Source organism: Anaerolineales bacterium, from assembly GCA_025808555.1.
Classification (GTDB): domain Bacteria; phylum Chloroflexota; class Anaerolineae; order Anaerolineales; family UBA11579; genus JAMCZK01.
This window is the reverse complement of record CP075526.1, coordinates 1,226,606-1,253,216: the sequence shown is the minus strand read 5'-3', so window position 1 is coordinate 1,253,216 and position 26,611 is coordinate 1,226,606. Positions and strand designations below refer to the sequence as shown.

Genomic DNA, 26,611 nt, shown 5'->3' with positions numbered 1-26,611 from the left:
TGTGAGCTAAAAGGCCAAGTGGATGTACCGCCCCGTTCTTCTTATGATGAGGACGACTGAGGCTCAAAAGTGAGCCGCATAATCAGTTCGTCTTCATCAGTCTCTCCGGTATCTACAAAACCCAGCTTCTGATAAAACGGCTGTGGGCTATGCTCATCCGGGACGTAACTGAGGGTCATCTCCCTTGCGTTTGGAAGCTGCTTCACCCGTTCGATGAGCAATTGAATTGCCTGATACCCGTACCCCTTGCCTTGATGTTTAGCGTCGATCAAAAAACGCCACAAGTAATACTTCCCCTGCCCGGGGTCCTCCTCCATCATTATGAAGCCAACCGGGGTTTCATCAGCATACACGGCGCGATACCACGCTTTCGGCTCAAACAACGCTTCCGAGAGGGAATAGGCGTTGGGCGCAACAAATTTCTCCTGTTCCGGAGAAACTCTTAGGTCAAGAATTTCGCGAACATTGGTAGACGTAATGGGGCGCAAACTAACGGTTGCCATAGATGCCTTTTTTGTTTTACTCTCCCACCGGCGGGGCGGCAGACCCGCCGTAGTCCAGCACCTCGCGGTGCTGGGCGCCGGGCTTCTGCGGGCCAATGATGCCGCGCGCTTCCATCTGCTCAATGATGCGCGCCGAGCGCGTGTAGCCAATACGCATGCGGCGTTGGAGCATGGAGATGGAGGCGCGGCCGCGGCGGCGCACCAGGTCGACCGCTTCGTCAAACATATTGTCCTGCTCGCCTTGATTTTGGATCTCTTCGATCTCTTCCCAAATGGGGATTTGCTTGAGCGGCAGGCTGCTGGCGGGGGCTTCGTCGCCCTCGTGGTCAGTGGTGGTGCGGGCAGCGCCTGCATGCGCCTGGGGCGCGCTACCGGCGAAGCTGCGCCAATGGGTGGTGATGCGCGTGATCTCGCTCTCCGCAAGGAAGGCGCCTTGCAGGCGCACCGCCGCGGGTGCATCGGGCGGCTGGAAGAGCATGTCACCCTTGCCCAGCAGGCGCTCTGCGCCGGGCTGGTCCAGGATGACGCGGCTGTCGGTGGTGCTGGCCACGGCGAAGGCGATGCGGGCCGGGAAGTTGGCCTTGATGAGGCCGGTGACCACATCCACCGAGGGGCGTTGGGTGGCCAGCACCAGATGGATGCCGGTGGCGCGCGCCAGTTGGGCCATGCGGGTGATCAGCTTCTCGGTCTGGTCGGGTGCGACCATCATCAGGTCGGCCAGTTCGTCAATTATGACGACGAGATAGGGTAGCTTCTCGCCATCCTGCTGGACGCGCTGGTTGTAATCAATGATGTGGCGGGCGCCCACCTTGGCGAAGCGTTGGTAGCGCTTGTCCATCTCATGGGTGACCCATTGGAGAATGCCCACCACGCGGTCGATCTCGACGACGACCGGAGTGAGCAGGTGCGGGATGCCGTTGTAGCCGGTCAGCTCGACGCGCTTGGGGTCGATCATGATCAGGCGCAGGGTTTCTGGCGTGTTGTTGAGCAACAGGCAGCAGATTAGCGCGTTCACACAGACGGATTTACCGGAGCCGGTGGCGCCGGCGATGAGCAAGTGCGGCATGGCGGCCAGGTCAGCCGAAACGGCATTGCCGGCCACATCCTGGCCCAGGGCGAAGCGCAATGGCGAACGCAGGCGGGTGAAAGCCTCACTCTCGACAACATCGCGCAAAGCGACGCGGCCGATCTGCTCATTGGGGACTTCGATACCCACGTAGCCTTTGCCGGGCACGGGGGCCTGGACACGAATGCGCGAGGCGGCCAGCGCCAGGGCGAGATCATCGGCCAGGGCGGCGATCTTGCCGACGCGGACGCGTGTGCGGCCGCCGCGGGTCTCGACAAATTCCGGCTCTACGCCGAACTGGGTGATGGTGGGGCCGCGGTTGATCTCGACCACGCGAGCTGGAGCGCCGAAGGAATGCAGAGTCTCTTCGATAAGATCGGCGCGCTGGCGGTCCTGATCGGCGCTGAAGCTGACGACATCACCTGGGTCGAGCATATCGGGCAGGGCGGGCAGCTCCCAAGCGGGTTGCGCAGCTGGAATAGCCGCTTCAGCGATCTCTTCCGTGATCTGCTCTGCGAGCTTATTGATCTCGGCCTGTTGCTCCGGAGTGACTTGAGGCACTGCGGAAGGAGCGACGGCTGGGGCTGGTGGACTGGCGTAGCTCACGCCGGACTCGGCATAGATGGGATCAGCAGGAGTGTAGGCCTGCCATTCGGTTTGGGGGGCGCCGGCCGGGCGGCGGCTACGAATCGCGGCCAACAGGGGCGGCAACCAGGCGACCAGGCTGCTGGCGGGCAAGTCGAAGGCGAGTAGAACGGCGATCAGCAGGCCGGTCAATGCGCTGACCCACATGCCGGCGGGACCAAGGCCGCCAAGCAGCCAGCTATAGAGCCCGGCGCCGATGCGGCCGCCGCCAAGACCCTGGGCAGCCAGCTCCATGGCTGCTTCGGCATTGACGGGGAAGAGGAAGGCGTGCAGAAGCAGGAGCGTATTGCCAAACAGCAGGGCGATGCCGGCCAGGCGGCGCAAACGCAGGGGTGGAATGCGCTCAAAATGGCGCAGCACCAGCCAAACGCCGAGCACAATCAGGGCCACCGGGAAGAGATAGAGGCCCCAGCCCAGGCCGCCACGCAGCAGGCGTAGCCAGGCAGCGCCGAAGCTGCCCGGCGAGCCCGAGAAGACCAGCAGCAAGGTCAAAACGCCGACGGCGGCCAGCAGGATGCCGAGGGCATCCAGCTTGCGGTCTGGCGAGATGCTGGCCCAGAAGTTTTGGAGGGTGGGCAGCAACTGCGGCTCGTGAGACGAGTTTTTCCTGGTAGAGCGCTTCTTTTTAGCCATTTCGCTTTCTTTTTTTGAGTATAGCGCAGTGCGCCGCGAGCGTTGCGACCGCAACAACTCCAGCGGGAAGATGTTGTTCGTTTTTGCGGTGGGGGTAGGGGGTGCAACTTAAAAGATATCTGCAATTCGGAGGAACCCATCCCACAAGCGAGTCTTATGCCACAGAATGCACGCTTATAGGGGAACGCACCTGGGTTGTCAAGGAGACTAGGCAGTCAAGTTACAATCCCTTCAAGCGAGGAATTTTGTTCGAATTCACCTTTTTAGGCACATCCGCCTCGGCGCCCTCGGTGCACCGCGGGCTTTCGGCGCACATCATCAAGCACGAAGAGTACCGCTTCCTGGTGGACTGTGGCGAGGGCACCCAGCGCCAGATCCTGAAATCAGGCCTGGGCTTCAAGCGGCTGAACCACATCCTGATCACGCACGGCCACCTGGACCATATTCTGGGCCTGGCGGGCTTGTTCTCCACCTTTACGCGTTGGGAAACACTGGAAGATGTCGAGATCATGGCGGGCAAGTGGACGCTGGAACGCATTGATGCGCTGTTGTACGGCGTACGCGTGATCCCCAAGGGCAAACAGAACCCGGTGAACGTGAGTCTGCGGGCTGTGGAGCCGGGGATCATCTTTGAAACGGAAGACTTCCACATCCGCGCCTTTGCGGTGAGCCACCGCGGGCCAGACTGTCTGGGCTTCGTGTTCCAGGAGCCGGAGCGGCGCCCGTTCCTGCCCGAGAAGGCGGATGCGTTGGGCGTGCCGCACGGCCCGCAACGCCGCGACCTAGTGCAAGGCCAGGCGGTGACGCTGGTGGACGGCCGGGTGGTGCAGCCCGATGAGGTGTTGGGCGATGAGGTGAAGGGCGCCAAGCTGGTGCACATTGGCGATACCGGGCGCACGGACGATATTGTGGAACACTGCCGCGCGGCGGACGCGCTGGTGATCGAAGCGACCTATATGGAAGAGGAACGCGAGATGGCGCGCGAGTTTGCGCACCTGACGGCGCGCCAGGCGGCTGAGCTGGCGCGGGACGCGGGCGTGGGCAAGCTACTGCTGACGCATATCTCGCGCCGCTACCGCGAGAGCGATGTGCTGGCGGAGGCGCAGGCGGTGTTCCCCAATGTGGCCGTGGCGCGGGACTTTGATACGTACCAGATACGCAGGGGCGAGGTGGTCAAGATGGGAAAGCAGCGAGCGGAGTAATGCGCTGCTGCGCAGCGCGGCAGTTTGCTCCGCAAACTGCGGTGAATAGCCGCACGAGGAACGCGGACTTGTAAAAAGCCGCTCTACTTGGAAGATAAGCCACATGGATCCTTCGCTGATGAGGGTTCGGCGTCCTGGTGCGGATGTCGCGCTGCTACGCAGCGCGACGGTTTTCTGCGCAAACTGCGGTTGATAACACAAAGAGGCGGCCCGTAGGCCGCCTCTTTTGTTGCATACCTGCAAACTTACATTGCGCCGATGATGAGACCCATGACGGCAAAGACGACCACGTTGTAGCCAGCGTTGATGAGCCACAGCTTGAGCGGCCGACCCTCGTACATGTAGTTGACGGCAAGGGCGGTGGCGACCCAACCGAGACCGATCATCAAGCCATAACGCAGGCCAGCCGCCATGCCGGCGCCGCGGCCAAGCAGGCTGGCGAGGGTGAAAGCCATAACGAGCTCCAGCACGAAGGAAGTGATGAGCAGGCGGCCGAGATCAGGTGTTTGCTGGGTGCTGGCTTTGCCTTTGCCCTTGGAGCCCATGCCGATCAGGGCTTGCCAGGGCTTGGAGAAGATGAAGGTGTACCAAATGAAGCCGAGGAAGAAAGCGGCCAGGGCGGCCAAAACGACTGCAAGATAATTAATGTCCATTTTTTAGTCTCCGTTCTACGCAATAGAACACCATTCTCAGCCACTAGTTGCCTGAGGCTGGTTTGACACTGCCCCTTGCTGGCGATATACTCGCCAGCAATTAAATAGGCGAACACGCTTTCGTTCGCCCGCGCTGCGCAGCAGCGCACTCATCCAGAGAGGTGGAGGGAATCGGCCCTACGAAGCCTCGGCAACCCCCTATTAAACGGACGGTGCCAAATCCGACAGACGAATTCTGGAAGATGAGGCGATGAAGTCTAATTTCAGTCGCCTCTTGCATGAGAGGCGTTTTGCTTTAACGCCAGTAATGAGCCAAGCAGCCAGTGCGCAGGAAACTTTGCACTGCTGAGTGGCTCTAGGAGGCTTACTTTCTTGAGTACACACCGCACCTACACCCGCCGTGGCTTTTTGGATGCGCTGGCCAAGCGCGTTTTGGTCTATGACGGCGCCATGGGCACCAGCCTGCAGAAGATGAACCTGACCGCCGAGCATTACGGCGGTGAGCAGTACAACGGCTGCCCTGACTATCTCAACATCACCTATCCCGAAGCGCCGGCAGCGGTGCACCGCTCCTACCTGGAGGTAGGCGTGGATGTGGTGGAGACCAACACCTTCCGCAGCAACCGCTTGACGCTGGGCGAATACGGGCTGGGCGAGCGCACGATCGAGATCAACATGGCGGCGGCGCAACTGGCGCGCAAGCTGTGCGATGAATTCAGCACGCCCGAGCAGCCGCGCTTTGTGGCCGGTTCAATGGGCCCCAGCGGCAAGCTGCCCAGCGCGGACGACCCGACCCTCTCCGACATCACCTATGACGAGCTGGTCGAGCTGTTCCGCGAACAGGCGGTGGGCCTGATCCAGGGCGGCGTGGACGTGCTATTGATCGAGACCTCGCAGGACATTCTGGAGGTTAAGGCCGTGATCAACGGCATCCAGAAAGCCTTCGAGGACACCGGCGAAGTGCTGCCGCTGCAGTGCCAGGTGACGCTGGACGTCACCGGGCGCATGCTACTGGGCACCGACATTGCCGCGGCGCTGACGATCCTGGAAGGCATGCCGATCGATGTGATCGGCCTGAACTGCTCCACCGGGCCGGAGCACATGCGCCAGCCGATCAGCTTCCTGGGCGAGAACACGCAGCTGCCGGTTTCGGCGATCCCCAACGCGGGCCTGCCGCTCAACGTGGACGGCGAGGCGGTCTATCCGCTGGAACCGGCTCCGTATGCGGAAGCGATGTTCGAGTTCGTGCACAAGCATCATGTGGGCGTTGTGGGCGGCTGTTGTGGCACCACGCCAGAGCACCTTAAGCAGCTGATCGAAAAGCTGAACCAGCACCCTGCCCCCCCGCGCGCCGACAAGACCGAGGCGCGTTTGTCGTCCTCGATCCAGGCCACCACCATGATCCAGGAGCCGCCGCCATTGCTGATCGGCGAACGGTTGAATGCCACCGGCAGCCGCCAGTTCAAGCGCCTGCTGATGAACGAGGATTTTGACGGCATTCTGGAAATGGCGCGCGAGCAGATCGCCGGCGGCGCACACACGCTGGACGTCAGCGTGGCGCTGACCGAGCGGCCGGACGAGCTGTATCTGATGAGCAAAGTGGTCAAGAAGCTGGCGATGGGCATCGAAGCCCCGCTGGTGATCGACTCCACCGAACCGGACGTCATGGAAGCCGCCCTCAAGATCGCGCCGGGGCGTTGCTTGCTGAACTCCACGCATTTGGAAGCCGGCCGCCCCAAGATGGACCAGGTGCTGCGCCTCGCCAAGGAGCACAACGCCGCGGTACTGATCCTGACGATTGACGAGAGCGGCATGGCCAAGACGGCCGAGCGCAAGTTTGAGGTGGCCAAGCACATCCATGACATTGCGGTGGATGAGTTCGGTTTCCGCCCCGAGGACCTGGTGTTTGATGTGCTCACCTTCCCGTTGAGCACCGGCCAGGAGGAATTCAACAACAGCGCGGTGGAGACGATCAACGCCATTCGCGAGATCAAAGAGAAGCTGCCGGGCTGCTTCACCTCGCTGGGCGTGAGCAACGTCAGCTTTGGCCTCAGTAAAGCGGCTCGCCCGGTGCTGAACAGCATGATGCTGCACTTCTGCGTGCAGGCCGGGCTGGACATGGCGATCGTACATGCCAGCAAGGTCAAGCCGTACGCCGAGATCCCCGAAGAAGAGCGCGTGCTGATGGAAGACCTCATCTTCAACAAGCGCCCCGACGCGCTGCAGAAGGTGATCGAGTTCTACGAGAACCGCGCCCCCAGCGAAGAGGAAGGCGCCGAGGATCCCACCGAGGGCATGACCTCGGAGGAGAAGCTGCACTGGAGCATCCTGCACCGCCACAAAGAAGGCGTGGAAGACGCCATTGACGAAGTGATCGGGCGCAAGGCGCATGAAAGCGACCACGAGACCGCGGTCAATTTGCTCAACAACACCTTGCTGCCGGCGATGAAAGAAGTCGGCGACAAGTTTGGCGCGGGCGAACTGATCCTGCCGTTCGTGCTGCAATCCGCTGAAGTGATGAAGAAATCGGTCAACCATCTGGAGAATTATCTGGAGAAGGTGGAGGGCGTCAGCAAGGGCAAGGTGGTGCTGGCGACCGTGTACGGTGACGTGCACGACATCGGCAAGAACCTCACCAAGACGATCCTGGTCAACAACGGGTACGAAGTGTATGACCTCGGCAAGCAAGTGCCCGCCGAAACGATCATCAGCAAGGCGCAGGAAGTAGGCGCCACGGCCATCGGCTTGAGCGCGTTGCTGGTGAGCACCAGCAAGCAAATGCCGCTGATCGTCAATGAGCTGCAACGGCGCGGGTTGAAGTACCCCGTGCTGGTGGGCGGAGCGGCGATCAACCGCCGCTTCGGCTGGCGCATCCTTTATACCGAAGGCGGCGCGCCCTACCAGCCGGGCGTGTTCTACTGCCAGGACGCTTTTGAGGGCCTGGAGACGATGGACAAGCTGATCGACGAACCCAAGCGGACGGCGCTGATCGACGAAGTGTTCGGCAAGGCGGCCAAAGAACTGGAGCGCGAGAGCAAGCCGCGCACCACGGCGCGGGTGACCGGCCGCTCGGCTGTAGGCCCGGCGGCCAAGATTCCCACGCCGCCCAAATGGGGCGTGCACGTAGTGAACAATATGCCGCTGGACCTGGTGTTCGAGTGCTTGTACAAGAACGAGCTGTACCGGCTCTCGTGGGGCGCCAAGAACAAACAGGGCGCCGAGTGGGAACAGATCTCCAAGGAATTTGACGAGCGCCTGGCGCGCATGGAGCGCCACGCCAAGCAGACCGGCTGGCTGAAGCCGCAAGGCGTCTACGGCTACTGGCCGGCCCAGGCGCAGGGCGAAGACCTGCTGGTGTACGACCCCGCCAGCATCGGCTCCGGCAAGCCTGCCGAACTGACCCGTTTCAGCTTCCCGCGCCAGCCCAGCGGTGAGCTGCTGTGCCTGGCCGACTATTTTGCTCAGGTCGAGAGCGGCATCATGGACGTGGTGGCCCTGCAAGTGGTGACAGTGGGCCAGCAGGCCACCGACGAGCTGGAGAAGCTGCAAGCCACCGGAGACTACACCGAGGCGTATTTCATGCACGGCCTGGCGGTGCAAACCGCCGAGGCCACGGCAGAATTTTTGCACCGGCACATCAAGCGCGAACTTGGGCTCGAGCCCAAGCAAGGCAAGCGCTATTCGTGGGGTTATCCGGCCATCCCGGAAGTGGATGACCACACCAAGGTGTTCGAACTGCTGCCCGCCGGGCGTGAGCTGGGTATGAGCCTGACGGAGGGCTTCCAGCTGATGCCGGAACAGTCCACCGCGGCGATCATTCTGCACCACCCTGAGGCCAAGTATTACAGCGTGGGCGAGAGCCGGGTGGAGCAACTGATGCGGGAACGGGAATAGTAGATGTCAGATTTTCTGAAAGCACTTGGTGGGCCTACCCCCCTCCTGGCAGACGGCGCCATGGGTACCGTGCTGCATGAACGCGGCGTAGCGTTTGCGCGCAGCTTCGATGAGCTCAACTTGGTAGACCCGGAACTGGTCACCAGTATTCATGCTGAATACATTGCCGCCGGCGCAGAGATCGTGATGACCAACACCTTTGGCGCCAACCGCTACCGCCTGACCGAGCATGGCCTGGAAGAGCAAGTAGCCGAGATCAACCAGCGCGGCGTGGAGCTGGCGCGCAAAGCGGCCGAGGGCGCCGGGCGCCCGGTGTGGGTGGCCGGCGACATTGGCCCGCTAGGTGTGCGCCTGGCCCCCTTCGGGCGGGTACAGCCCGAGGAAGCCCGTGCTGCGTTCGAAGAGCAGATCCACGGCCTGCTGCTGGGCAAACCGGATCTCTTGATCATCGAAACCATGACCGATCTATACGAGGTGCGCGAAGCAGTTCAGGCCGCCAAGGCGTTGACTGAGCTGCCCGTGCTGGCTTCGATGACCTTTACGCGGGATGACCGCACTTTGCTGGGCGACACGCCCAGCAAAGTGGCAATGAAGATGCACGAAGCTGGATCCGACATCATCGGCATCAACTGCTCCGGCGGCCCGGCGCAACTGCTTCGCATCCTCAAGCAGATGCAAGAGGCGGTGCCGGGCGCCAAATTCTCGGTGATGCCGAATGCTGGCTGGCCGGAGCAGGCTGCCGGGCGCATTCTGTACCCGGCCGGGCCGGAATACTTCGGCCAGTATGCCCAGGCCTTCGCCCGCGCCGGGGCCAGCATTGTGGGTGGCTGCTGTGGCAGCACGCCGGCGCACATCAAGGCCATGCGCGCCGCGCTGGATGACCCGCAATCAGTGGAACCGGTAGAGAACGGCCAGCTGCGCATCATCGAGCGTACCGAAAAGGTGACCGGCACGGACAAGGGTTCCGAGCTGGCTGAGAAGTTCGCCAGAGGGCGCTTTGTGGTGGCAGTGGAGATGGACCCGCCGCGCGGCCTCTCCACCAGCAAGCTGCGCCGCGGCGCAGAGCTGCTAGAGGACGCCGGGGCCGACGTCATCAACGTGGCCGACAGCCCGATGGCGCGCATGCGCATGAGCCCGTGGGCGGTGTGCGATGTGATCCAGCGCGAGGTGCAGATCGACACGACGCTGCACTTCCCCACCCGCGGCCGCAACCTGCTGCGTGTGCAGGGCGACCTGTTGGCAGCACATGTGCTCGGCATCCGCAATGTGTTCGTGGTGATGGGCGACCCGACCGCGATCGGCGATTATCCCGATGCAATGGACAATTACGACCTGGCCCCTACCGGCCTGATCAAACTCATCAAGCAAGGCTTTAACTCGGGCGTAGACCATGCGGGGGCAGAGATCGGCCAGCCGACCTCTTTCTTTGTGGGAGCGGCGCTCAACCTGGCGCCGCCTGACCCGGAACGCGAGATCAAGCTGCTCAAGCGCAAGCTGGCCAACGGCGCTGATTTCTTTTTGACCCAGCCAGTGTATGAGCCAGCCAAGGCGCGTGAATTCTTGCAACGCCTGGCCGATTCCGGCCAACCGTTGCAAAAGCCGGTGCTGGTGGGCGTGCTGCCGTTGTTCAGCGTGCGCCATAGCACCTTCCTCAACAATGAGGTACCGGGTATCTCGATCCCTGAGGAAATCCACTCCCGCATTGAGGGGGCCGGCAACAAGGAAAAGACCGCGGCCGAGGGTATCAAGATCGCCGCCGAGATCATCGAAGAAATAAGAAGTTGGGGACAAGGCGTCTACCTCATGCCGCCCTTCAGCCGTTACGACCTGGCGGCCGAGCTGATCGACAAGATAAGAGCTAGCGATCACTAGCTCTTACCTTGTATTCGTTAGATCCCTCGCTACCTAAGCACGCAGTTGTGCGCCCAGTTCCTGGGTAATACGGCGAACAATGCGCTCGCGCAGCTTGGCGACTTCGTCGTCCGTTAGCGTGCGCTCGGGGTGCTGATAGGTGAGCTGGTAGGCCAGGCTCTTTTTGCCCGCGCCGATGTTCTCGCCGCGATAGACATCAAAGAGGGCTACATCGGCAAGTAGGTTGCCGCCGGTCTGGGCGATCATGGCCTCGACCTGCCCGGCAGGCAGGCTTTCGTCCACCACCAGCGCCAGGTCCTCGATCACCGGCGGGTATTGCGGCACCGGGCGCGAGTCGAAGCGCTCGGGCACCAGTTCGCCCAGCACATCCAGGTTGAGTGTGATGGCCTGCAAGGTGTGGGTGCCCAGGTCGTACTGGCTGTGGACCTGCGGATGTAGCTCGCCGAAGACGGCCAGCTGGCGCTCGCCGGCCAGGACGCGGGCGCATTTACCGGGGTGGAAACTGGGGTGCGCGCCGGTCTCGTACTTCAGGCCATGCAGGCCGAGGCCGGACAGAAGCTCAGCCACCACGCCTTTGGCGGCATAGAAGTCATAGGCGGCGCTATCGGCAGTCTGCCAGCCGGCTGGCTGCTGCTGGCCGCCGAGCACCACCACGAGGCGCTGGAGCTCGTCCGGCAGAGTCTCCTCTGAGGCGTGGAAGACGGGGCCAACCTCGAAAAGGGCGATGCGCTGGCGCATGCGAGCATTGCGCTCAGCAATTTCCAGCACAGAAGAGAGCAGGCTCTTGCGCAGCACCGTGCGCTCCTGCGAGATGACGTTGGCCAGCTTGACGTACGGCTTGTCGTCCGGCGGGGTGCCAGGCGGCAGGCGGCGCGCTTCAATTTCTGGCGCGGTAAGGCGATAGGTCATGACCTCCTGAATGCCCATGCGCGCCAGGGCATCCTTCACGCGTTCTTCAAGTTCAAGCTTGGGGTTGCCATGCTGCGGGGGCAACGGGTCGGCAATGCGGGTGGCGGGGATGTTGTCGTAGCCGTAGATGCGGGCGACCTCTTCCATCAGGTCAGCCTTGCCGACCACGCCGGTTTCAATATCCATTCGGTGGTCGGGCACGGTGACCAGCAGGCTTTTGCCGTGCGCGGCAACCGTGAAGCCGAGTTTCTTGAGGATGTCGCCGATCTGCTTGTTGGTGAGGGCCACGCCGAGCCAGCGCTGCGCGTCAGCCGAGCTGATCTCGACCTGAACATCCTTGGCAGGCTTGGGGTACTTGTCTACCAGGCCTTCGTTCACTACGCCGCCCGCCCACTGGCGCATCAGCTCCAGGCCGCGGCTGACGCCGCGCGGCGCCATGGCAGGGTGCACGCCGCGCGAGAAGCGATAGGCCGCCTCGGAGGACATGCGCTGGGCCACCAGCGTTTTGCGGACATTGATAAAGTTCCACGACGCGCCTTCGAGCAGTACATTGCGCGTATTCTCAGTGACTTCGGACTCGAGGCCGCCCATGACCCCGCCGATGGAAAGCGAGCCGGCGGTGTCGCAAACCAGCACGGTGAAATCATCCAGCTTGTGTTCCACGCCATCCAAGGTGGTGAGGGTTTCGCCCTGCTTGGCCGGGCGAGTGATGATGGTCGGCGTTTTGCCTTTGGCACGCTGCACCAGCACGTCGTAATCGAAGGCGTGCAGCGGCTCGCCAAGCTCCAGCATGGCGTAGTTGGTGGCGTCAACGATGTTGTTGATCGGGCGCATACCCGCCAGGCGCAGGCGTTGCTGCACCCAGGCCGGGCTGGGGCCGATCTCCACATCTTTGATGAGCCCAAGCACAAAGCGCGGGTTGAGCTCTTTGTCCTGGATATCGATCTTGACCTTGCCTTTGATGCTGGGGCCAGCCGCCTTGACAGCGGTAGGCATGGACTTGAGCTTGCGGCCGGTGAGGGCTGCGATCTCACGCGCCACGCCGTACACATTGGCGTCACGGGCGATATTGGGCGTAATGGCGATGGTGAGCACGGCATCACCGAGCACATCAGCCAGTGGGGTACCGGCCTGCGTGTCCTCGGGCAAAAAGATGATGCCTTCGTGCTCCTCAGAAATGCCAAGCTCCTTGGCAGAGCAGACCATCGAGTACGAATCCACCCCGCGGATCTTGGTACGCTTGAGCACCGTCTTGTGCATGCCTTCCTGGTGGCCGTCATAGATCTCGGCGCCTTCTTTGGCATAGGCCACTTTCAAGGGCGGCTTGAGTTCGCCTTTGTCGCGGTACTCGAATAGATTCGGTGCGCCGGTGAGGACGGTGTGCTCTTGCTGGCCATCAAACAGACGGCACAGCACTAGACGGTCAGCATTGGGGTGCGGACCAACTTCACGAATTTCGGCCACGACCAACTTCTCGGAATCCCAAGAGAGCCCGCTGACCTTGGTTTGCTGCAGACCAGATGGCATGGGCAGGCCGATGTAGTGAATCTCTTCGACCTCAAGGCCGGCCACGGTCAAGGTGTGAGCGAGCTCCTCAAGATTGATGCCGTCAAGGTCAACAAACTCTTTGAGCCAGGAAAGAGGCGTTTTCATTAGAACTGCTCCAAGAAGCGCATATCGTTGCGCCAGAAATAGCGAATATCCTCGATGCGGTAGCGCAACATGGTCAGGCGCTCTGGGCCCATACCGAAGGCAAAGCCGGAATATTTCTCCGGGTCATAGCCGCCGTTGCGCAGCACATTGGGGTGCACCATGCCGCTGCCAAGGATCTCCAGCCAGCCACTGTGCTTGCACACCGAGCAGCCCTTGCCGCTGCACACGAAGCATTCCACATCCATCTCAGCACTGGGCTCGGTGAAGGGAAAATGCGAGGCACGGAAGCGTGTGCGCACATTGGCGTTGAAGAAGCGCTGGGCAAAATCAGTGAGCGTTCCCTTGAGGTCGCCGAAGGTGATGTTCTCTCCAACAGCGAGGCCTTCGACCTGGGTGAACTGCACTTCAGAGCGTGAGGAGACCTGCTCAAAGCGGTAGCACATGCCCGGCAGCACAATGCGGATGGGCGGCGGGTTACCCGGATCCTTGGCGGCGTATTCACGCATGGCATGGATCTGGCCGGCCGAGGTGTGAGTGCGCAACAGGGTCGGGTTCTCCGGGTCGCCGCCTTCTACGTAAAACGAATCCTGCATCTCGCGCGCCGGATGATTGGGAGGGAAGTTGAGCAACAGGAAGTTGTATTCATCCGTCTCAACATCCCGCGAGCGATAGACCTGAAAGCCCATTTGAGCAAAGATGGCGTTGATACGGCGCAGGGTCTGCGTGATGGGGTGCAGGCGGCCAAGCGCCAGAGCGCGGCCGGGCAGGGTCACATCCAGCTTCTCGCTGCTGAGCGACTCGCGCAGGCGCGCACCTTGCAGCGCGGCGCGCTTCTCTTCAAAGGCAGCTTCCAGCGCCAGCTTGACCTCGTTGGCCTGCTTGCCGGCCAGTGGGCGTTCTTCAGCGCTGAGCTGGCCCAGGCTCTTCATTGCCTGGGTTATAGCCGCGTTGCGGCCCAGCTGGGCCACCTTCCATTGTTCCAGCGCAGCCTCATCCTGCACGGCGTTGAGCGCGGCCAGTGCCTGCTCACGTATGTTCTGCAAATTCTCCATTCAAATGCCTCCAAAAAACAAAAAAACTCCAGTCCACTCAAGGGACGGGAGCTCCGCGGTACCACCCAGATTGCAGCCGCATAACGGCTACCACTCAGCCAACGGCCACATGGTGGCGTATGGCTTTCCCTGTATCGTGGGAGTACGGTTTCAGCTACTAGCAGGCTGTAAGCCTGGCATTCACCAAAACGACTCGAGAGGGAACTTCAGCACAGGTCACTGGGCGGGCTTGCAGTCTGGGCCGCGCCTCCCTGGGCAGCAATTGGCTGCGCCTACTTTCCTCTGTCAACGTCTTATATTGCGATGTGCGCCTATTATGCGCTAAAGATTGCCAGTGTCAAGCTGGAGCGGCCACGGCGGCCTGCTCGGCCAGCAATTCCTTCAAGCGGGGATGGTCGGCGTAGTAACCGCGATATTTCTCGGGCAGCATCACGGCAATACGGCACATGATCTCATCCGTGCCGCGCTCCAATTCGGCTTGGCGGTTGCCAGGCGTGAACGGCGGCAAGGTGAATGGGTCCCCAATGGTGGCGGTCAGGACCGGCTTGCGCAGGCGCAGCCAGTCGCCCGCGGAATCCTCCGTGCCGGTGATGGCCATAGGGTAAATGGGCGCGCCGCTGGATATAGCCAAGTAGGACGCACCCTCCTTGGCTTTGAGCATGGCGTGAGTTGGGCTGCGGGTGCCCTCGGGTGCCAAGCCGAACAGGCGGCCCTCTTTGAGGGCCTGCAGGGCTTTGCGCAAGGCGTTCATGTCGACATTTTCGCGGTCCAGCCAGATGCCGTCTGCCACTTTGATGAAGAAGGAGTACAGCGGGTTCTTTTTATGCTTATCTGCCACCCAGCCGGTCATATCCGCGCGGCGAATACACACCAGCCCGAGGGCTGGGTCAAGGAAGCCAAGGTGGTTAATGGCGACAATGGCAGCACCGGTGCGAGGAAGCTTCTCAACACCCTTGAGGGTGACATCGCAAAGATGCTTGAGAGCAAAGTCTACAAAGCGCAGCAACTGGTCGTAATTCATAGTGAAGGGGCATTCTATCAAGGAAACATGTCCTGCTCTGTGCAGTATCTGCACGAAAAGCAGAGATGCTACACATGCCTGGACTGTATAATTTCCGCTCCCATGCAAAAACCCATTCTCTCTTTTGCTCTCGTGCTGCTGCTGGCGGCATGCGGCGGACGCGGGCCCAGCACGCCACAAGCCACCCTGCAAATGCCAGAGGCGGCCACCGCCACGCCGCCGCAGTTCGCTGCGCAGGTGAACGGCGAAGGCATTACCGCTGAAAGCTTTAATGCCAATATGCGAATGTTTCAGGAGGCGCAAAGCCAAACTGGCACACTTCTGGCAACAACGGATGCACGCCAAACCGTCATCGATAGCCTGGTGGACCGCCTGCTGCTGGCCCAGGCTGCCCGCAATGCCGGCTTTGTGGCCGACGAGGCCCTGCTGGACGAGCGACTGGCCAGCGTGATCGAGCAGGCTGGCGGCCAGGCCACCTTTGACAGCTGGCTGGCGAAATACGGCCTGAGCCAGGCTAGCTACCGTGAGGAGTTGCGCCTGGAACTGGAAGCGGCGCACATGGTGGCGGAGATCAGTGCGGGCGTGCCAGCCACGGCCGAGCAAGTGCAGGCCCGCCAGGTGCTGCTGCCAGACCAGTTCTCAGCGGAGCGCTTGTTGGCGCAGCTGCAAGACGGCGCCAGTTTTGAAAGCGTGGTGCAGAACAATGACCCACGGCGCCTGGGCACGCTAGGCTGGTTCCCGCGTGGCTACCTGCTGCAGCCCGAAGTGGAAGATGCCGCCTTTGCACTGCAACCGGGTGAGTACAGTGGCGTGGTGGAGAGCAGCCTGGGCTTTCACCTGATCGAGGTGCTGGGGCGCGAGACCGAGCGCCCGCTGAGCCCACAAGCCCGCCTGGTGCTGCAAACCCAGGCGGTGCAAGACTGGCTAAGCCAGCAACGCTCAGGTTCGACAATCGAAATTCGATTGCCGTAAGAGACGCTGATATATAGACTTGAGCTGGCGGTAGCATGCCAGCCGGGAGCGAGAATGGACGAGTTCGACTTCAAAGAAGAGAAGCCACGCAAGCCCAAAGGCAAATTTGGCTCGGCGGTGCTTAATGTAGGCAGCCTGCTAGCCCTGCTGGCCTCGCTGTGTTCGGGCGGCTACTTTTTGCAGCTGTTCCTCGACCCGGAGAGTGAGTGGAATCCGCTGCCCCCGGTAACGGCGACGATCGCACCCACGCAGACCTCAGTGTTGCCAACGGCAACACTGGAGCCGACCGCCGAGGCGACGGCGCAGCCGAGCGCCACACCGGAACCCTCGCCCACCGTGCAGCCGCTGATCTACAACCTGCAAGACGGCAGCCCGGCCTATCTGGACGCGACCCTGTTCCGCCCCGAGCAGGCGTGCAACTTCATGGGCGTGTTCGGCCAGGTGTTCGGGCTGGATGATGTGCCGCTAACTGGCGTCCGCGTGCAGGTGGCGGGCACGCTCAACAATGAGGCGGTGGACAAGCTGGGTCTGACCGGTGCGGCGACGCAGTATGGCGCAGGCGCTTATTACGAGATCCAGTTGGGCAATGCCCCGCTAGCCAGCGAGAATGCACTGCAAATCGTGCTGCTGAACGAGAACGGCGAACCGCTTTCGAGTTCGACAGCATTCAGCACGCGTGCTGAATGCAATCAGAACCTGATACTGATCAATTTCAAACAAATACCCTGAACGAAAAAACGCCCGGTCACCCGGGCGTTTTTATTAGGCCAAGACGGCTTTTTGTAGCTGTTCGCAGACCAGGTCAACCTGATCTGCGGTCATCACGCTGGAGAAGGGCAAGGCCAGGCTGCGGGCACCCAGGTCTTCGGTGATGGGGAAATCGCCCGGCTGATAGCCAAAACGATCACGTATGTATTTTTGCAAATGGATGGGGGCGAAGTATGGGCGCACGGGAACGCCTGCTTCAGCCAGGTTGGCGATGACGCGCTGGCGGTCGATCTGCGGGGCCAGGCGGACCACATAGACGAACCAGCTCATGCGCGTAGTGGCGGGCATCACCTCGGGTGTCTCCACCAACTCAAAGTCTTGCAAACGCTCGGCATACCAGGCGGCCACCTGGCCGCGACGGGCGACCATCTCATCGAGGCGCTGCAATTGCACGCGGCCGAGGGCCGCGCTCATTTCAGTGATGCGATAGTTGTAGCCCAGGTAGGTGTGCTCGAGCCAGGTGTCGCCTTCGGCGCGGCCCTGGTTGCGCAGAGCGCGCATCAATGCGGCAGCCTCGTCATCATCGGTGACGATGATGCCGCCCTCACCGGTGGTCATTTGCTTATTGGGATAGAAGGCGAACACGCCGGATTGGCCGAAACGACCAGCCGCTGTTCCCTTGTAGGTTGCGCCCAGCGCCTCGCACGAATCTTCGATAAGCGTCAGCGCGTATTCGTCTGCAGTGGGCTGGATGGCAGCGTAGTCGGCCGGCTGGCCAAAGACGTCCACGGCCAGCACGGCTTTGGCAGCCTGGGCTCCGGCTGCGCCGCGGCGCGGCAGCCAGCGGGCGGCGGCATCGCCGCCGGTGCGCAGGTCGGCGGCGGCTTGCTGCAGTAAGGCCGGGTCAATATTGCCGGTGCGCGGGTCAATATCTACGAAGACCGGCACGGCATTCTCGTACAGCAACACATTGGTGGAAGCGACGAAGGAGAACGGCGTAGTCAGCACCACATCCCCGGTGCCGATGCCGGCGGCGCGCACGCACAGGTGCAAACCGGCGGTGCCGGAGTTGACCGCGATGGCATGCTTGCTGCCCACGTAGGCGCTGACCTCAGCTTCAAAGCCGCTGGTGTGCTGGCCCATGCTGAGCACGGGCGATTCCATCACCTGCATCACTGCGGCGCGTTCAGCCGCGGTGAGATCCGGCGAGGACATGGGGACGCGAGGTTTATTCATAACGGGGCGCGGCGATTATCTCACAGCAAGAATGTAGCTGCGGCCAACAGCGCCAGAATGCTGAACAAGCCGCTGAGAAAATTGACCCAATCGTTGCTCATCCAGGCCCAGCCGCGGCGGCGCGTGGTAGCCGTGCCACAACTGTGCAGAGGGTGCTGCTCGGTCTCCTTTTTGCAGTCAGGGCAGTAGTAGATCGCCTGCACGGTAGCGCCGATAAGTGAGTCAAAGTACGAGCCAAGGATGCCAGCCAACAGCACCGAGAACAGGAAGCCTGCCTGCATGAAACCCGCTCCTACAAAGCCAGCCACGAGAGCGATCAGCAGCGCGCCGCCAGCCGCGGCCAGGCTGCCCACCAGCGAAACCCCGCCAGACGTGCCCTTGGGCACGCGCTGGCCGGTGGTGATGAGCTGCGGCTGGCCAGGGCTGAGCACGCCAAGTTCCGTGGCCCAAGTATCCGCCGTGGCGCCAGCCAGGGCGGCGGCGAAGGCCGGCCAAGCAATGCCATCGGGAAGCCAGCCGAGCGCGCCGAGGGCGAGCGCCAGCAAGGCCGGGCCGCCGTTGGCGAGCACCTGGGCCCAATCACGCTGGCCGCCCTTGGAGAAGGTCTTGGCGAGCGCCTTCTTGCGTTTGGAGAAGAGGCGAGTGAGGACGCTGGAGGAGACGAAGAAGGCCACCAGCACGATGGCAGCGGGAAAGCCACCGATGCCAAAGGTGAGCCCGCCCAGCAGCACAGCCGCCAGTGCCCCGCTGGGGGCCAGCATGCGCAGGCGCCAGGCGGCCGCCGCCAGGCCGGCGGCAATGGCCATACCGATAGCGAGTTGCTGCCAGTCAACCGCCAGAAAGATCTCGAACATAATTGTGGATAACTCGTCTGTTTGTGTGGATAACCTTACAGGATGCTCACAATAATGGCTGCCAAAAACAGGCCGCTGGTCACCAGGCTGCTACCCCACAGTAGAACGGACAGGCTATCTCCTTGCGGTTCTCGGAAGAAAAGCAAGCCCAGCAACAAATTGCCCACGTAGAAGAGCAAATTCAGGCCCGGGAGCAGCAAAAGCTGGCTGCCGGCCACGCTGGGCAGCTGGGTACCGTCCGGTCCGAAGCCCAGGTTCACCGCAGGCAGGCTTGGCCCGAGGAAGCCGACCAGGAGCAGCAAAAGCAGGGCTGCGCCAGCGCCAAACGCCATCAGACGGCGCGGCAGGGGCAGCGCCCAGGCCTCCACGAGGACGAAGCTGGGGGCAGTGGAGCGCGCCCGCAGGGGGCGCAGGCTGCCGCGCAAGGATTCGCGCTTGATGGCGGAAACGAACTGGGCATCCTTCTCCGGGCTGAGGACATATACGCGCTCAGCCGTGCCGAGTAGCACAAGGCGGTTCTTGTCGGAGGCCATGTATTCCACCGTGCCCAGCTCAGTATCCTGCACCTGGCCCAGCACAGAGCCGGGCCAGATGGCGCGGGGCAGCGGCGGCGGCGTCTCAAGCTCGCCCCAGCGAGCAATATCAACGATCGCATCGTAGGGCAGATCAACAGCGCGTAAACCCCAACGCAGGCGCAACCCATCGCGGCTGATCCAGTAGCCAGACTTGTGCAAACAGTACAGGCGGTAAAACAGCAGTGGCAGCAGCAAGCAGATCAGCGAGCCAGCCACCAGCAGAACGATGCCCACCACCCCTGGCGGCTGGGCCAGGGCCAACAGGAACAGCACGCCAGCCGTAGTGAGCACGAGCAAGGCCGCCGACACATGCAGGCCGGTGCCGCGGCGGCGCGGCGGGTCAAATTGCAGAGAGGCATGGGTAGCTTGCGCCATACGCCTATATTAATCCAAGCCAAATCAGATCGTGCAGAACTCGCCGTGCGCTCTCGCTTGACCCTGTGAAATGCGGCATATACAATCCACCTGTGCTTTCATTAACAAGTACCCCTCAGAAGCGCAACCCACTTATTAAGCAGATTCAGCAATGGGGCCTGGGCAGCCTGGCGGCCGCTCTTTTGGAGCACGGCGGCGCGTTCGCCAGCCTGGCGGCGCAAGGCCTGTATGTGGCCGAGCCGCTGCTGGCAGCATGGACGCCTGATCAAGGCGTGCGTGAGCTTGCGGCCATGCTGGAAGACCCGCAGCAACGCGCACAACTGGTCAACACTCTGCGAGAGCCGCGCCAATGATCCCATCCCCACTGGCGATCGTGGCCCTGGTTGCGGCATTGATTCTGCTCTTTTCGGTATGGAAGGGCGGCAAGCGCCGCACGCTGCGCCACATCCCCGCCATCCAACGTTTGCAACGCAGCATTGAGCTTTCAGTCGAAGACGGCTCACGCTTGCAGGTCAACCTGGGCCATGGCGGCCTGCTTGGTCCGCAAAGCGCCGCGGCGCTGGCCGGGCTGACGCTGCTGCAACAATTGGCCGAGATCGCCGCCGACAGTGACCTGCCACCCGTGGCGACCAGCGGCGAAGGCACGCTGATGCTGCTGGCGCAGGATACGTTGCGCGGCACCTATCAGCGATTGGGGATCCGTGACCAATTCAATTTTGGTTTGGCGCAGACCACGGGCGTGACGCCGTTCTCGTACGCGGCAGGCACCCTGCCCTCGGTGCTGGACCGCGCCGCACTCTCCACCGCGATGGTGGGCTCGTTCGGCGCAGAGGCGGGTCTGATCGCCGATGCGGCGCAGCGCACTGAAGGCTTCAGCCTGGGCGGCAGCAACGACCTGAGCGCGCAAGCCGTGCTGTTCGCGGCGGCGCACGAGCCGCTATTGGGCGAAGAGCTGTATGCGGCTGGCGCGTATACCAACGCAGGCGCGGCGCACGAAGCCAGCCTGCGCACGCAGGATGTGCTGCGCTGGGTGGTGATCGTTCTCATCATGATCACGGCGGTTTCGCCGCTGTTGGGCGGTGGCCAGTGAAGTTACGCGCGCCCATTTCCACGGCTGTGGCGATCAGCTTCGGCTTACTGGTGATGCTGGGTATCTTTATTCCCGACCTGGCTGACTTCCGCAACCGGATCCTGAACTGGGCCATGCTGCTGGCAGCGATGGCGCTGTTGCTGGGCCTGCTGAACCTGGCCCAGGTGCACTGGCAACGGATACGCGGGCGCGAGAAGCCTGTGTACAGTGCGGTCCTGATCATTGCGATGGTTGTGACATTTGCGGTCACATTGCTGCAAGGCAGCGACAGCGCCACAGCCGAATGGATATTCAATTACCTGGTGGTGCCGATCGAGACCAGCTTGATGGCCGTGTTGGCCGTCAGCCTCACGCTGGCAGCGGCGCGCGTATTCCAGCAGCGCACGGAACTGATGAACATCGTCTTCATCGCCACCCTGTTGCTGTTGCTGGTGGGGGCCGGCCCTCTGTTTGGCGTGGAGTTGCCGTATTTCACCCGCGTGGTCAACCCGTATATCAACAACGTATTGGCGCTGGGCGCGATGCGCGGCTTATTGATCGGCGTGGCGCTGGGCACCATCACCACCGGAGTACGCATCCTTATCGGGGCTGACCGCCCATATGGGGCCTAACCATGAGCACGCCCCATCACGACCCTGAAGAGAACCTGCCAGACTGGCTTAAGGCGCTACGTCAAAAGCAGAGCGAGCAGGCCGCCGAGGACGCGGCCGCTGAGGCCGATAACGCAGCAGAGTCCCAAGCCAACCCAGAGTCTGAGCCAGACTGGCTGGCAGATATCCGCCGGCGCCACAGCGGCGAAGACGACGTTGAGAGCGAACGCGCCCTGACGGACACGCAGCCCAATAAGCCATTCCGGCTGGAGAGCAGGCGTCTGGAAGCGTCTGCCCTTGAGGACAGCGAAGAGTCCGAGGCAGAAGACGCGCTGCCTGACTGGCTGGAGCCCGAGGCAGACGAATTTGACGAAGATGAACCGGAGGCAACGCCAGCTTTTGGAGACGCCGCTGCGGCACCCACCAGCGATCTACCCAGCTGGCTGCAAGGCCCAACTGATGCCGAGCCGGTTTCCAGCGGAGCCTTCTACGACAACTACGAAAACATGGAGCCGCTTACCCCGGCAGAAGTCGAGAATGCCGGCCCACTGGCCGGATTGAGCGGCGTGCTACCCGCTGAGCCGGAGGTGGCCAAGATCGGCAAGGCGCCTGTGTTCTCCACCCGGCTGGAGGTCAGCGAGGGCCAGTTCCGCCATGCAGCTATGCTACAGAGCCTGATCGCCAATGAGGGGCAGCCCAAAGCTGACCTGGCCGGCGATACCCGCCGGCCGGCGCGGCTGCTGAACCTGCTGATGGCAGGCGCCATGCTGGCTGCAGCCCTGGCGCCACTGCTGGGCGGGCAGATGCGTTCGCCGCGGCCGGAGCCTGAGGCGCTACCGGGCGGCACCGCCATGTTCAATGCCATTGATGTGCTGCCCGCCGCTGCGCCCGTGTTGGTGGTATTCGATGTGCAGCCGGCCCTATATGGCGAGCTGCGCGCGGCGGCCAACCCGGTCATCAGCCATTTGCTTGACCGCCAGGCGCGCCTGACCTTTGTTTCGACCCAGCCCACCGGCCCAGGTTTAGTAGAGCGCATGCTGCAAAGCGACTTTGCCCAAGTGCCGCTGGTGGCCAGCAAGGACTACGTCTCGCTGGGCTACCTGCCGGGCGGCATGGCGGCGGTACGCAGCTTTGCCAGCAACCCGCGCCAAGCCACGCTCTCAGCCCCGGCCACGTTCGCACAGCCCTGGCAACGCAGCAGCCTGCAGGGGATTCAAGGCCTGGATGATTTTGCACTGGTGCTGCTGGTGGTGAGCGAAGGCGAGGATGCGCGCACTTGGTTGGAGCAAGCCACACCCGAGCTAAGCAAGGGCCTGCTGGTGGTGAGCAGCGCACAGGCCGCCCCCGTGTTGCGCGCCTATTTGAACATGCAGCCCAGCCAGGTCGAGGCGCTGGTGGCCGGGGTCAGTGGCGGCGCGCACTATGAACGATTGCGAGCGCGCGACAGCTTGAGCGTCACCTATTGGGACTCGTACAGCTATCAGCTCGGAGCGGCGGTGCTGATCATTGTGCTGGGTGGGTTATACGGCCGCCTGATCCATACACCCACGGAGAAGAAGGCATGATACCGGCCGACCTGCTGACCCAGATCGGCATCCTGCTGGCGGCGGCGCTGACGCTGGTCACGCTTTCGTATATCTTTGGCGACCACCCCGTGTTCCGTCTGGTGCTGCACATTTTCATCGGCGCTGCGGCCGGGTATGCCGGGGCGATCGCGGTGCAGGATGTGATATTGCCGCAACTCATCTTCCCGGTGATCGAGCTGACCAGCGGGGCGAGCAGCCTCGACCCGGTGGATGTGGGCATGCGCCTGGGCCTGAGCGCGTTGCTGCTCACCAAGCTCTCGCCGCGCACGGCGCGCTTAGGCAACCCGGTAACGGCGATGCTGGTGGGCGTGGGCGCGGCGCTGGCGATCGGCGGCGCCATCCAGGGCACGTTGCTGCCCCAGATCAACGGCAGCGCGCAGATCTTTGATGTGGCCGGTTTTGATCTGGCGCTGCAGGGCGGCTATTACGGCGAGAGCCTGCAGATCATTCTGCAGGGCATGCTGGCTCTTCTGGCGATGGTGAGCACGCTGGCCTATTTCCATTTCGGGGCTGAGGCACGCGGCAAGCAGGCGCCGCTGCGCAATGTTCTGGTGGATGTGCTGGCTTGGGCGGGCAGCCTCTTCATTGCGATCACACTGGCCACGCTGTTCAGCGGTGTGCTGCTTTCAGGCATGGGGGCGCTGACCGAACGGCTGGACTTTTTGTATTCAACGCTTTCCGCGTTGTTGGGTGCGCCATGAGCGAAGGCCGCCCGCAAATCTCGAGCTCACTGGTGGCCATCGATCTGGGCAGCGTGAACACCCGCGCCCAGTTCTTTGACGCGGTCGAAGGCCGCTATCGCTTTATTGCCGCGGGCGAAGCGGCGACCACAGCCGGCGCGCCAACCTTTGATACCAATCATGGCGTGCTGCAGGCCTTGAGCCAACTGCAGGAGATCACCGGCCGCCAGCTGCTCAACGAGCGCGGCCTGCTGCTGGCGCCGGACGCGGAGGGCAACACCGGGGCCAACGCGCTCACCGCAACGTTCTCGGCCGGCCCGCCGTTGCGCGTCATCACTGTAGGCCTACTGGAAGGCGTATCGCTGCATAGCGTCAACAACCTGGTGGATTCGTTCCACTGTGAGATCGTGGACAGCCTGAGCCTGGGCGACCGCCGCAGTCCCGAGAAAGTGATTGATGCGGTCTCAAAGAACCTGCCGGATCTGATCGTGGTGGCTGGCGGCACCCATCGGGGCGCTTCGCGCTCGGTAGTGCGGCTGGCCAATTACTTGGCCCTGGCGCTGAAGCTGCTGCCAGAGAGCGCCCGCCCGCCGATCCTGTTCGTTGGCAATGAAAATCTGCAGAGCGAGATCGACGCGCTGCTGGCGCCGCTCACCAAAGTGTACAAGGCCGCCAACATCCGCCCCAGCCTGGACCAGGAGAACCCTGGCCCGGCCGAGGCGGCGATGAGTCAGTTGATCTACGAAGTGCAGGCTGAGAAGCTGGGTGGCCTGCGCCTGCTCAACCAGCTGGCCGAGACGCGCCTGAGCCATGCGGCGCAGGCATTTGGGCGCACGGTGCGCTTTTTGAGCACGGTGATCGATGCGCCCAAGGGCATGCTGGGAGTGGACCTGGGGGCCTCCAGCACCACGGTGGCCTCCGCGTTTGGCGGCGAGCTGGAAGTGCGCAGTTTTCCGAACCTGGGCATGGGCCGCGGGCTGGCGGGCATGCTGGCCGAAACGCAGCTGCAGCAGATCACGCGCTGGCTGCCTTACGACATCCCCGATGAGTTTGTGCTTGATTATTTGTATAACAAGCCACTGCTGCCACAAACGCTACCCTCCACCCCGCACGAGCTTGCAATCGAGATGGCCGCCGCCCGCCAGGTGGTGCGCCTGGCGATCGGCAAGAGCCTACCCATGTTCCCCGCCCACGCCATCTATCCGCTGATGGGCACGGTGCCGTGGTTTGACCGCATTCTGGTCTCTGGCAGCACCTTGACGCGCCATCCGCGCCTAGAGCAAAGCCTGCTGGCGGTGCTGGATGCGGTGCAGCCCGTGGGTATTGTCACCATCATTCTGGATCAGAACAATCTGGCCGCGTCGTTAGGCGCGGCAGCCGCGGTGGATGCAGTGCTGGCCGTGCAAGTGCTGGAATCCAACGCATTCATGAACCTGGGCACCGTGATTGTGCCGGTGGGCTCCGCCCGCACGGGAAGCACCGTGCTGCGCGTGCAAATGGTGCGCGAAGGGCAGAAGGAAGAAGTGGTTGAGATCCCCGAAGGCGGCATCACCATGCTGCCGCTGGCGCCGGGCAAGGCAGCCGACCTGTTCGTGCAGCCATTACAGAACATGAACATTGGCCTCGGCGCAGGGCGCGGCGGCTGGATCCGCCGGGTGGTGGGCGGCGCCTTTGGGCTTATTTTTGACACACGCGGCCGGCCGATCCAAATGCCGACAGGGTTCAACAAGCGTCAGGAACTGCTGCAGACCTGGGAACGCACGCTGACGGGGGGCCAATAATGCTGGCTCCCATCACATACATCCAGCCATTGACCACGTTGCGGCGCACGCGCCAACTGCCGGTGGAAGGGCTCATCATAGTAGGCTTGGGCGACCGCTTGCGCGCCACGGATGTGATCGCCCGCACAGGGCTGCACAAGCAGCACATCATGCTTGATGCCACCCGCGCCCTCGGCATGCCCGCCAACCGCGTCAGCAAACTGATCCAGCGGGTGGTGGGCGAAGAGGTGGAAGGGGGCGCCATATTGGCTGGCAGCCGCGGGCTGGCCAGCCGCCAGCTGCGCGCCCCAGCCGCTGGCAAGATCGCCGCGATCAGCGAGGGCCAGATCCTGCTGCAGATCAGCGATGAGAGCGCCCAGGTGCAGGCACGCCTGCCGGGCCTGGTGATCGATATTGACCCGGGGCAAAGCGTGACCCTGGAATGCATTTGTGCGTGGGTGCAGTGTTTGTGGGGCAACGACTTAGTGGCGGAAGGCAACCTGCACATGGTGGCAGACGGCCCGCAACACCAATTGACGGCCGACCAGATCGATATGAGCCTGCGCGGCGCGATCCTGGTGGCGGGCCACTGCAGCCAGCGCCAGGCGCTGGAGCTGGCCGGGCAAGTGCCGATCCGCGGCCTGATCCTGGGCAGCATGGCCACCCGCCTGCTGCCGGTTGCCGAAAAGATGGAGTATCCCATCGCTGTTTTGGAGGGCTTTGGCAAAATTCCACTCAATAGCGATGCTCTCAAGTTGCTTTCAATGCATGAGGGAACCGCGGTGGCGCTTAATGCACAAGCCAACAATCCGCACACAGGGGAACGACCTGAAGTCATCATTCCACTGACAGATGCGGGCCACCCACCCCAGCCGGTGGAAATTCAAAGCTTCCGCATCGGGCAGACGGTACGCGTGCTGTCTGGCAGGTACAAAGGTCAGCTGGGCGAGATCATCGAATTGCGCGAGAATGTGATCTACGAGAGCCAGTTGCGCGGCCCAGCAGCCGAGCTGACCCTGGCAGACGGCGGGCGGGGCCGGGTGCCGCTGGCAAACATCGAGCTTCTAGGGTAAAAATAAGCT

21 protein-coding genes, 1 riboswitch and 1 other annotated feature are annotated in these 26,611 nt (G+C 62.5%); of the genes, 12 read left to right on the top strand and 9 right to left on the bottom strand.

Annotation, left to right across the window (positions count from 1 at the left end):
• Positions 1-41: 41 nt before the first annotated feature.
• Both KIT08_06510 and KIT08_06505 read right to left on the bottom strand, forming a co-directional pair.
• Positions 42-503, bottom strand: coding sequence for a GNAT family N-acetyltransferase (locus KIT08_06510; GenBank protein ID UYN88751.1), 462 nt, complete (start codon positions 501-503; stop codon positions 42-44).
• Positions 504-519: 16 nt separating this feature from the next.
• Positions 520-2,847 (bottom strand): DNA translocase FtsK, encoded by a 2,328-nt coding sequence (locus KIT08_06505; GenBank protein ID UYN88750.1) that lies wholly within the window; start codon positions 2,845-2,847, stop codon positions 520-522.
• A 245-nt stretch (positions 2,848-3,092) separates the two neighbouring features.
• Between KIT08_06505 and KIT08_06500 the strand changes: the two genes are divergently transcribed.
• Positions 3,093-4,049: a ribonuclease Z gene (locus tag KIT08_06500; protein UYN88749.1), complete on the top strand. Its 957-nt coding sequence runs from the start codon at positions 3,093-3,095 to the stop codon at positions 4,047-4,049.
• 245 nt (positions 4,050-4,294) lie between these two features.
• Here KIT08_06500 and KIT08_06495 read toward each other — a convergent pair whose 3' ends face one another.
• Positions 4,295-4,702, bottom strand: coding sequence for a DUF1761 domain-containing protein (locus KIT08_06495; protein UYN88748.1), 408 nt, complete (start codon positions 4,700-4,702; stop codon positions 4,295-4,297).
• A 146-nt stretch (positions 4,703-4,848) separates the two neighbouring features.
• Positions 4,849-4,951: riboswitch (SAM riboswitch) on the top strand.
• Positions 4,952-5,152: 201 nt separating this feature from the next.
• On the opposite strand from KIT08_06495, the gene metH reads away from it, so the two are divergent.
• Both metH and KIT08_06485 read left to right on the top strand, forming a co-directional pair.
• A complete protein-coding gene (gene metH / locus KIT08_06490) occupies positions 5,153-8,596 on the top strand; it encodes a methionine synthase (protein UYN90791.1) in 3,444 nt (1,147 codons plus the stop codon).
• Between the two features lie 3 nt (positions 8,597-8,599).
• On the top strand, positions 8,600-10,468 hold the full coding sequence (locus KIT08_06485) for a bifunctional homocysteine S-methyltransferase/methylenetetrahydrofolate reductase (protein ID UYN88747.1): 1,869 nt from the start codon (positions 8,600-8,602) through the stop codon (positions 10,466-10,468).
• 33 nt (positions 10,469-10,501) lie between these two features.
• Here the strand turns inward: KIT08_06485 and pheT are convergent, their stop codons facing one another.
• The 3 genes from pheT to KIT08_06470 form a co-directional block, all read right to left on the bottom strand.
• Complete coding sequence (gene pheT / locus KIT08_06480; GenBank protein UYN88746.1) at positions 10,502-13,030, bottom strand: phenylalanine--tRNA ligase subunit beta; 2,529 nt, start codon at positions 13,028-13,030, stop codon at positions 10,502-10,504.
• Positions 13,030-14,082 carry a phenylalanine--tRNA ligase subunit alpha gene (gene pheS / locus KIT08_06475; protein ID UYN88745.1) on the bottom strand — a complete coding sequence of 351 codons (1,053 nt, stop codon included), beginning with the start codon at positions 14,080-14,082 and terminating at the stop codon, positions 13,030-13,032. Before pheS ends, pheT begins: the two co-directional genes overlap by 1 nt.
• Positions 14,083-14,119: 37 nt before the next feature.
• Positions 14,120-14,380 (bottom strand) — a binding site (T-box leader).
• Positions 14,381-14,419: 39 nt separating this feature from the next.
• Positions 14,420-15,103, bottom strand: a complete 684-nt coding sequence (locus KIT08_06470) for a 1-acyl-sn-glycerol-3-phosphate acyltransferase (protein ID UYN88744.1) — start codon at positions 15,101-15,103, stop codon at positions 14,420-14,422.
• Positions 15,104-15,205: 102 nt separating this feature from the next.
• Between KIT08_06470 and KIT08_06465 the strand changes: the two genes are divergently transcribed.
• Both KIT08_06465 and KIT08_06460 read left to right on the top strand, forming a co-directional pair.
• Positions 15,206-16,075: a peptidylprolyl isomerase gene (locus KIT08_06465; GenBank protein UYN88743.1), complete on the top strand. Its 870-nt coding sequence runs from the start codon at positions 15,206-15,208 to the stop codon at positions 16,073-16,075.
• 54 nt (positions 16,076-16,129) lie between these two features.
• Positions 16,130-16,804: a hypothetical protein gene (locus KIT08_06460; protein UYN88742.1), complete on the top strand. Its 675-nt coding sequence runs from the start codon at positions 16,130-16,132 to the stop codon at positions 16,802-16,804.
• 33 nt (positions 16,805-16,837) lie between these two features.
• Here the strand turns inward: KIT08_06460 and KIT08_06455 are convergent, their stop codons facing one another.
• The 3 genes from KIT08_06455 to KIT08_06445 are packed head-to-tail and all read right to left on the bottom strand — an operon-like array spanning position 16,838 to position 19,823.
• The gene (locus tag KIT08_06455) at positions 16,838-18,019 is read right to left on the bottom strand and encodes a DegT/DnrJ/EryC1/StrS family aminotransferase (GenBank protein ID UYN88741.1); all 1,182 of its coding nucleotides are present in this window, start codon (positions 18,017-18,019) and stop codon (positions 16,838-16,840) included.
• Between the two features lie 20 nt (positions 18,020-18,039).
• On the bottom strand, positions 18,040-18,873 hold the full coding sequence (locus KIT08_06450; protein ID UYN88740.1) for a DUF92 domain-containing protein: 834 nt from the start codon (positions 18,871-18,873) through the stop codon (positions 18,040-18,042).
• 35 nt (positions 18,874-18,908) lie between these two features.
• Complete coding sequence (locus KIT08_06445; GenBank protein ID UYN88739.1) at positions 18,909-19,823, bottom strand: hypothetical protein; 915 nt, start codon at positions 19,821-19,823, stop codon at positions 18,909-18,911.
• A 92-nt stretch (positions 19,824-19,915) separates the two neighbouring features.
• Between KIT08_06445 and KIT08_06440 the strand changes: the two genes are divergently transcribed.
• The 7 genes from KIT08_06440 to KIT08_06410 are packed head-to-tail and all read left to right on the top strand — an operon-like array spanning position 19,916 to position 26,602.
• Positions 19,916-20,176, top strand: coding sequence for a hypothetical protein (locus KIT08_06440; GenBank protein UYN88738.1), 261 nt, complete (start codon positions 19,916-19,918; stop codon positions 20,174-20,176).
• Entirely contained in the window at positions 20,173-20,913 is a 741-nt protein-coding gene (locus KIT08_06435) for a hypothetical protein (GenBank protein ID UYN88737.1), read from the top strand. The genes KIT08_06440 and KIT08_06435 overlap by 4 nt, the downstream gene beginning before the upstream one ends.
• Positions 20,910-21,524, top strand: coding sequence for a hypothetical protein (locus KIT08_06430; GenBank protein UYN88736.1), 615 nt, complete (start codon positions 20,910-20,912; stop codon positions 21,522-21,524). The genes KIT08_06435 and KIT08_06430 overlap by 4 nt, the downstream gene beginning before the upstream one ends.
• Before the next feature lie 2 nt (positions 21,525-21,526).
• Positions 21,527-23,068 (top strand): hypothetical protein, encoded by a 1,542-nt coding sequence (locus tag KIT08_06425; protein ID UYN88735.1) that lies wholly within the window; start codon positions 21,527-21,529, stop codon positions 23,066-23,068.
• A complete protein-coding gene (locus tag KIT08_06420) occupies positions 23,065-23,790 on the top strand; it encodes a hypothetical protein (protein UYN88734.1) in 726 nt (241 codons plus the stop codon). Before KIT08_06425 ends, KIT08_06420 begins: the two co-directional genes overlap by 4 nt.
• A complete protein-coding gene (locus KIT08_06415) occupies positions 23,787-25,550 on the top strand; it encodes a glutamate mutase L (protein ID UYN88733.1) in 1,764 nt (587 codons plus the stop codon). Before KIT08_06420 ends, KIT08_06415 begins: the two co-directional genes overlap by 4 nt.
• Positions 25,550-26,602, top strand: coding sequence for a KOW motif-containing protein (locus KIT08_06410; GenBank protein ID UYN88732.1), 1,053 nt, complete (start codon positions 25,550-25,552; stop codon positions 26,600-26,602). The genes KIT08_06415 and KIT08_06410 overlap by 1 nt, the downstream gene beginning before the upstream one ends.
• The last annotated feature ends 9 nt before the right edge of the window (positions 26,603-26,611 follow it).

Excerpts from the sequence above, each read along its gene's own strand:
- KIT08_06420 (UYN88734.1), top strand. The coding sequence starts at position 23,065 with ATGATACCGGCCGACCTGCTGACCCAGATCGGCATCCTGCTGGCGGCG.
- KIT08_06455 (UYN88741.1), bottom strand. The coding sequence starts at position 18,019 with ATGAATAAACCTCGCGTCCCCATGTCCTCGCCGGATCTCACCGCGGCT.
- KIT08_06495 (UYN88748.1), bottom strand. The coding sequence starts at position 4,702 with ATGGACATTAATTATCTTGCAGTCGTTTTGGCCGCCCTGGCCGCTTTC.
- KIT08_06460 (UYN88742.1), top strand. The coding sequence starts at position 16,130 with ATGGACGAGTTCGACTTCAAAGAAGAGAAGCCACGCAAGCCCAAAGGC.
- metH (UYN90791.1), top strand. The coding sequence starts at position 5,153 with ATGGGCACCAGCCTGCAGAAGATGAACCTGACCGCCGAGCATTACGGC.
- pheS (UYN88745.1), bottom strand. The coding sequence starts at position 14,082 with ATGGAGAATTTGCAGAACATACGTGAGCAGGCACTGGCCGCGCTCAAC.
- KIT08_06410 (UYN88732.1), top strand. The coding sequence starts at position 25,550 with ATGCTGGCTCCCATCACATACATCCAGCCATTGACCACGTTGCGGCGC.
- KIT08_06415 (UYN88733.1), top strand. The coding sequence starts at position 23,787 with ATGAGCGAAGGCCGCCCGCAAATCTCGAGCTCACTGGTGGCCATCGAT.
- KIT08_06450 (UYN88740.1), bottom strand. The coding sequence starts at position 18,873 with ATGTTCGAGATCTTTCTGGCGGTTGACTGGCAGCAACTCGCTATCGGT.
- KIT08_06445 (UYN88739.1), bottom strand. The coding sequence starts at position 19,823 with ATGGCGCAAGCTACCCATGCCTCTCTGCAATTTGACCCGCCGCGCCGC.
- KIT08_06485 (UYN88747.1), top strand. The coding sequence starts at position 8,600 with ATGTCAGATTTTCTGAAAGCACTTGGTGGGCCTACCCCCCTCCTGGCA.
- KIT08_06510 (UYN88751.1), bottom strand. The coding sequence starts at position 503 with ATGGCAACCGTTAGTTTGCGCCCCATTACGTCTACCAATGTTCGCGAA.
- KIT08_06435 (UYN88737.1), top strand. The coding sequence starts at position 20,173 with ATGATCCCATCCCCACTGGCGATCGTGGCCCTGGTTGCGGCATTGATT.
- KIT08_06465 (UYN88743.1), top strand. The coding sequence starts at position 15,206 with ATGCAAAAACCCATTCTCTCTTTTGCTCTCGTGCTGCTGCTGGCGGCA.
- KIT08_06470 (UYN88744.1), bottom strand. The coding sequence starts at position 15,103 with ATGAATTACGACCAGTTGCTGCGCTTTGTAGACTTTGCTCTCAAGCAT.
- KIT08_06505 (UYN88750.1), bottom strand. The coding sequence starts at position 2,847 with ATGGCTAAAAAGAAGCGCTCTACCAGGAAAAACTCGTCTCACGAGCCG.
- KIT08_06425 (UYN88735.1), top strand. The coding sequence starts at position 21,527 with ATGAGCACGCCCCATCACGACCCTGAAGAGAACCTGCCAGACTGGCTT.
- pheT (UYN88746.1), bottom strand. The coding sequence starts at position 13,030 with ATGAAAACGCCTCTTTCCTGGCTCAAAGAGTTTGTTGACCTTGACGGC.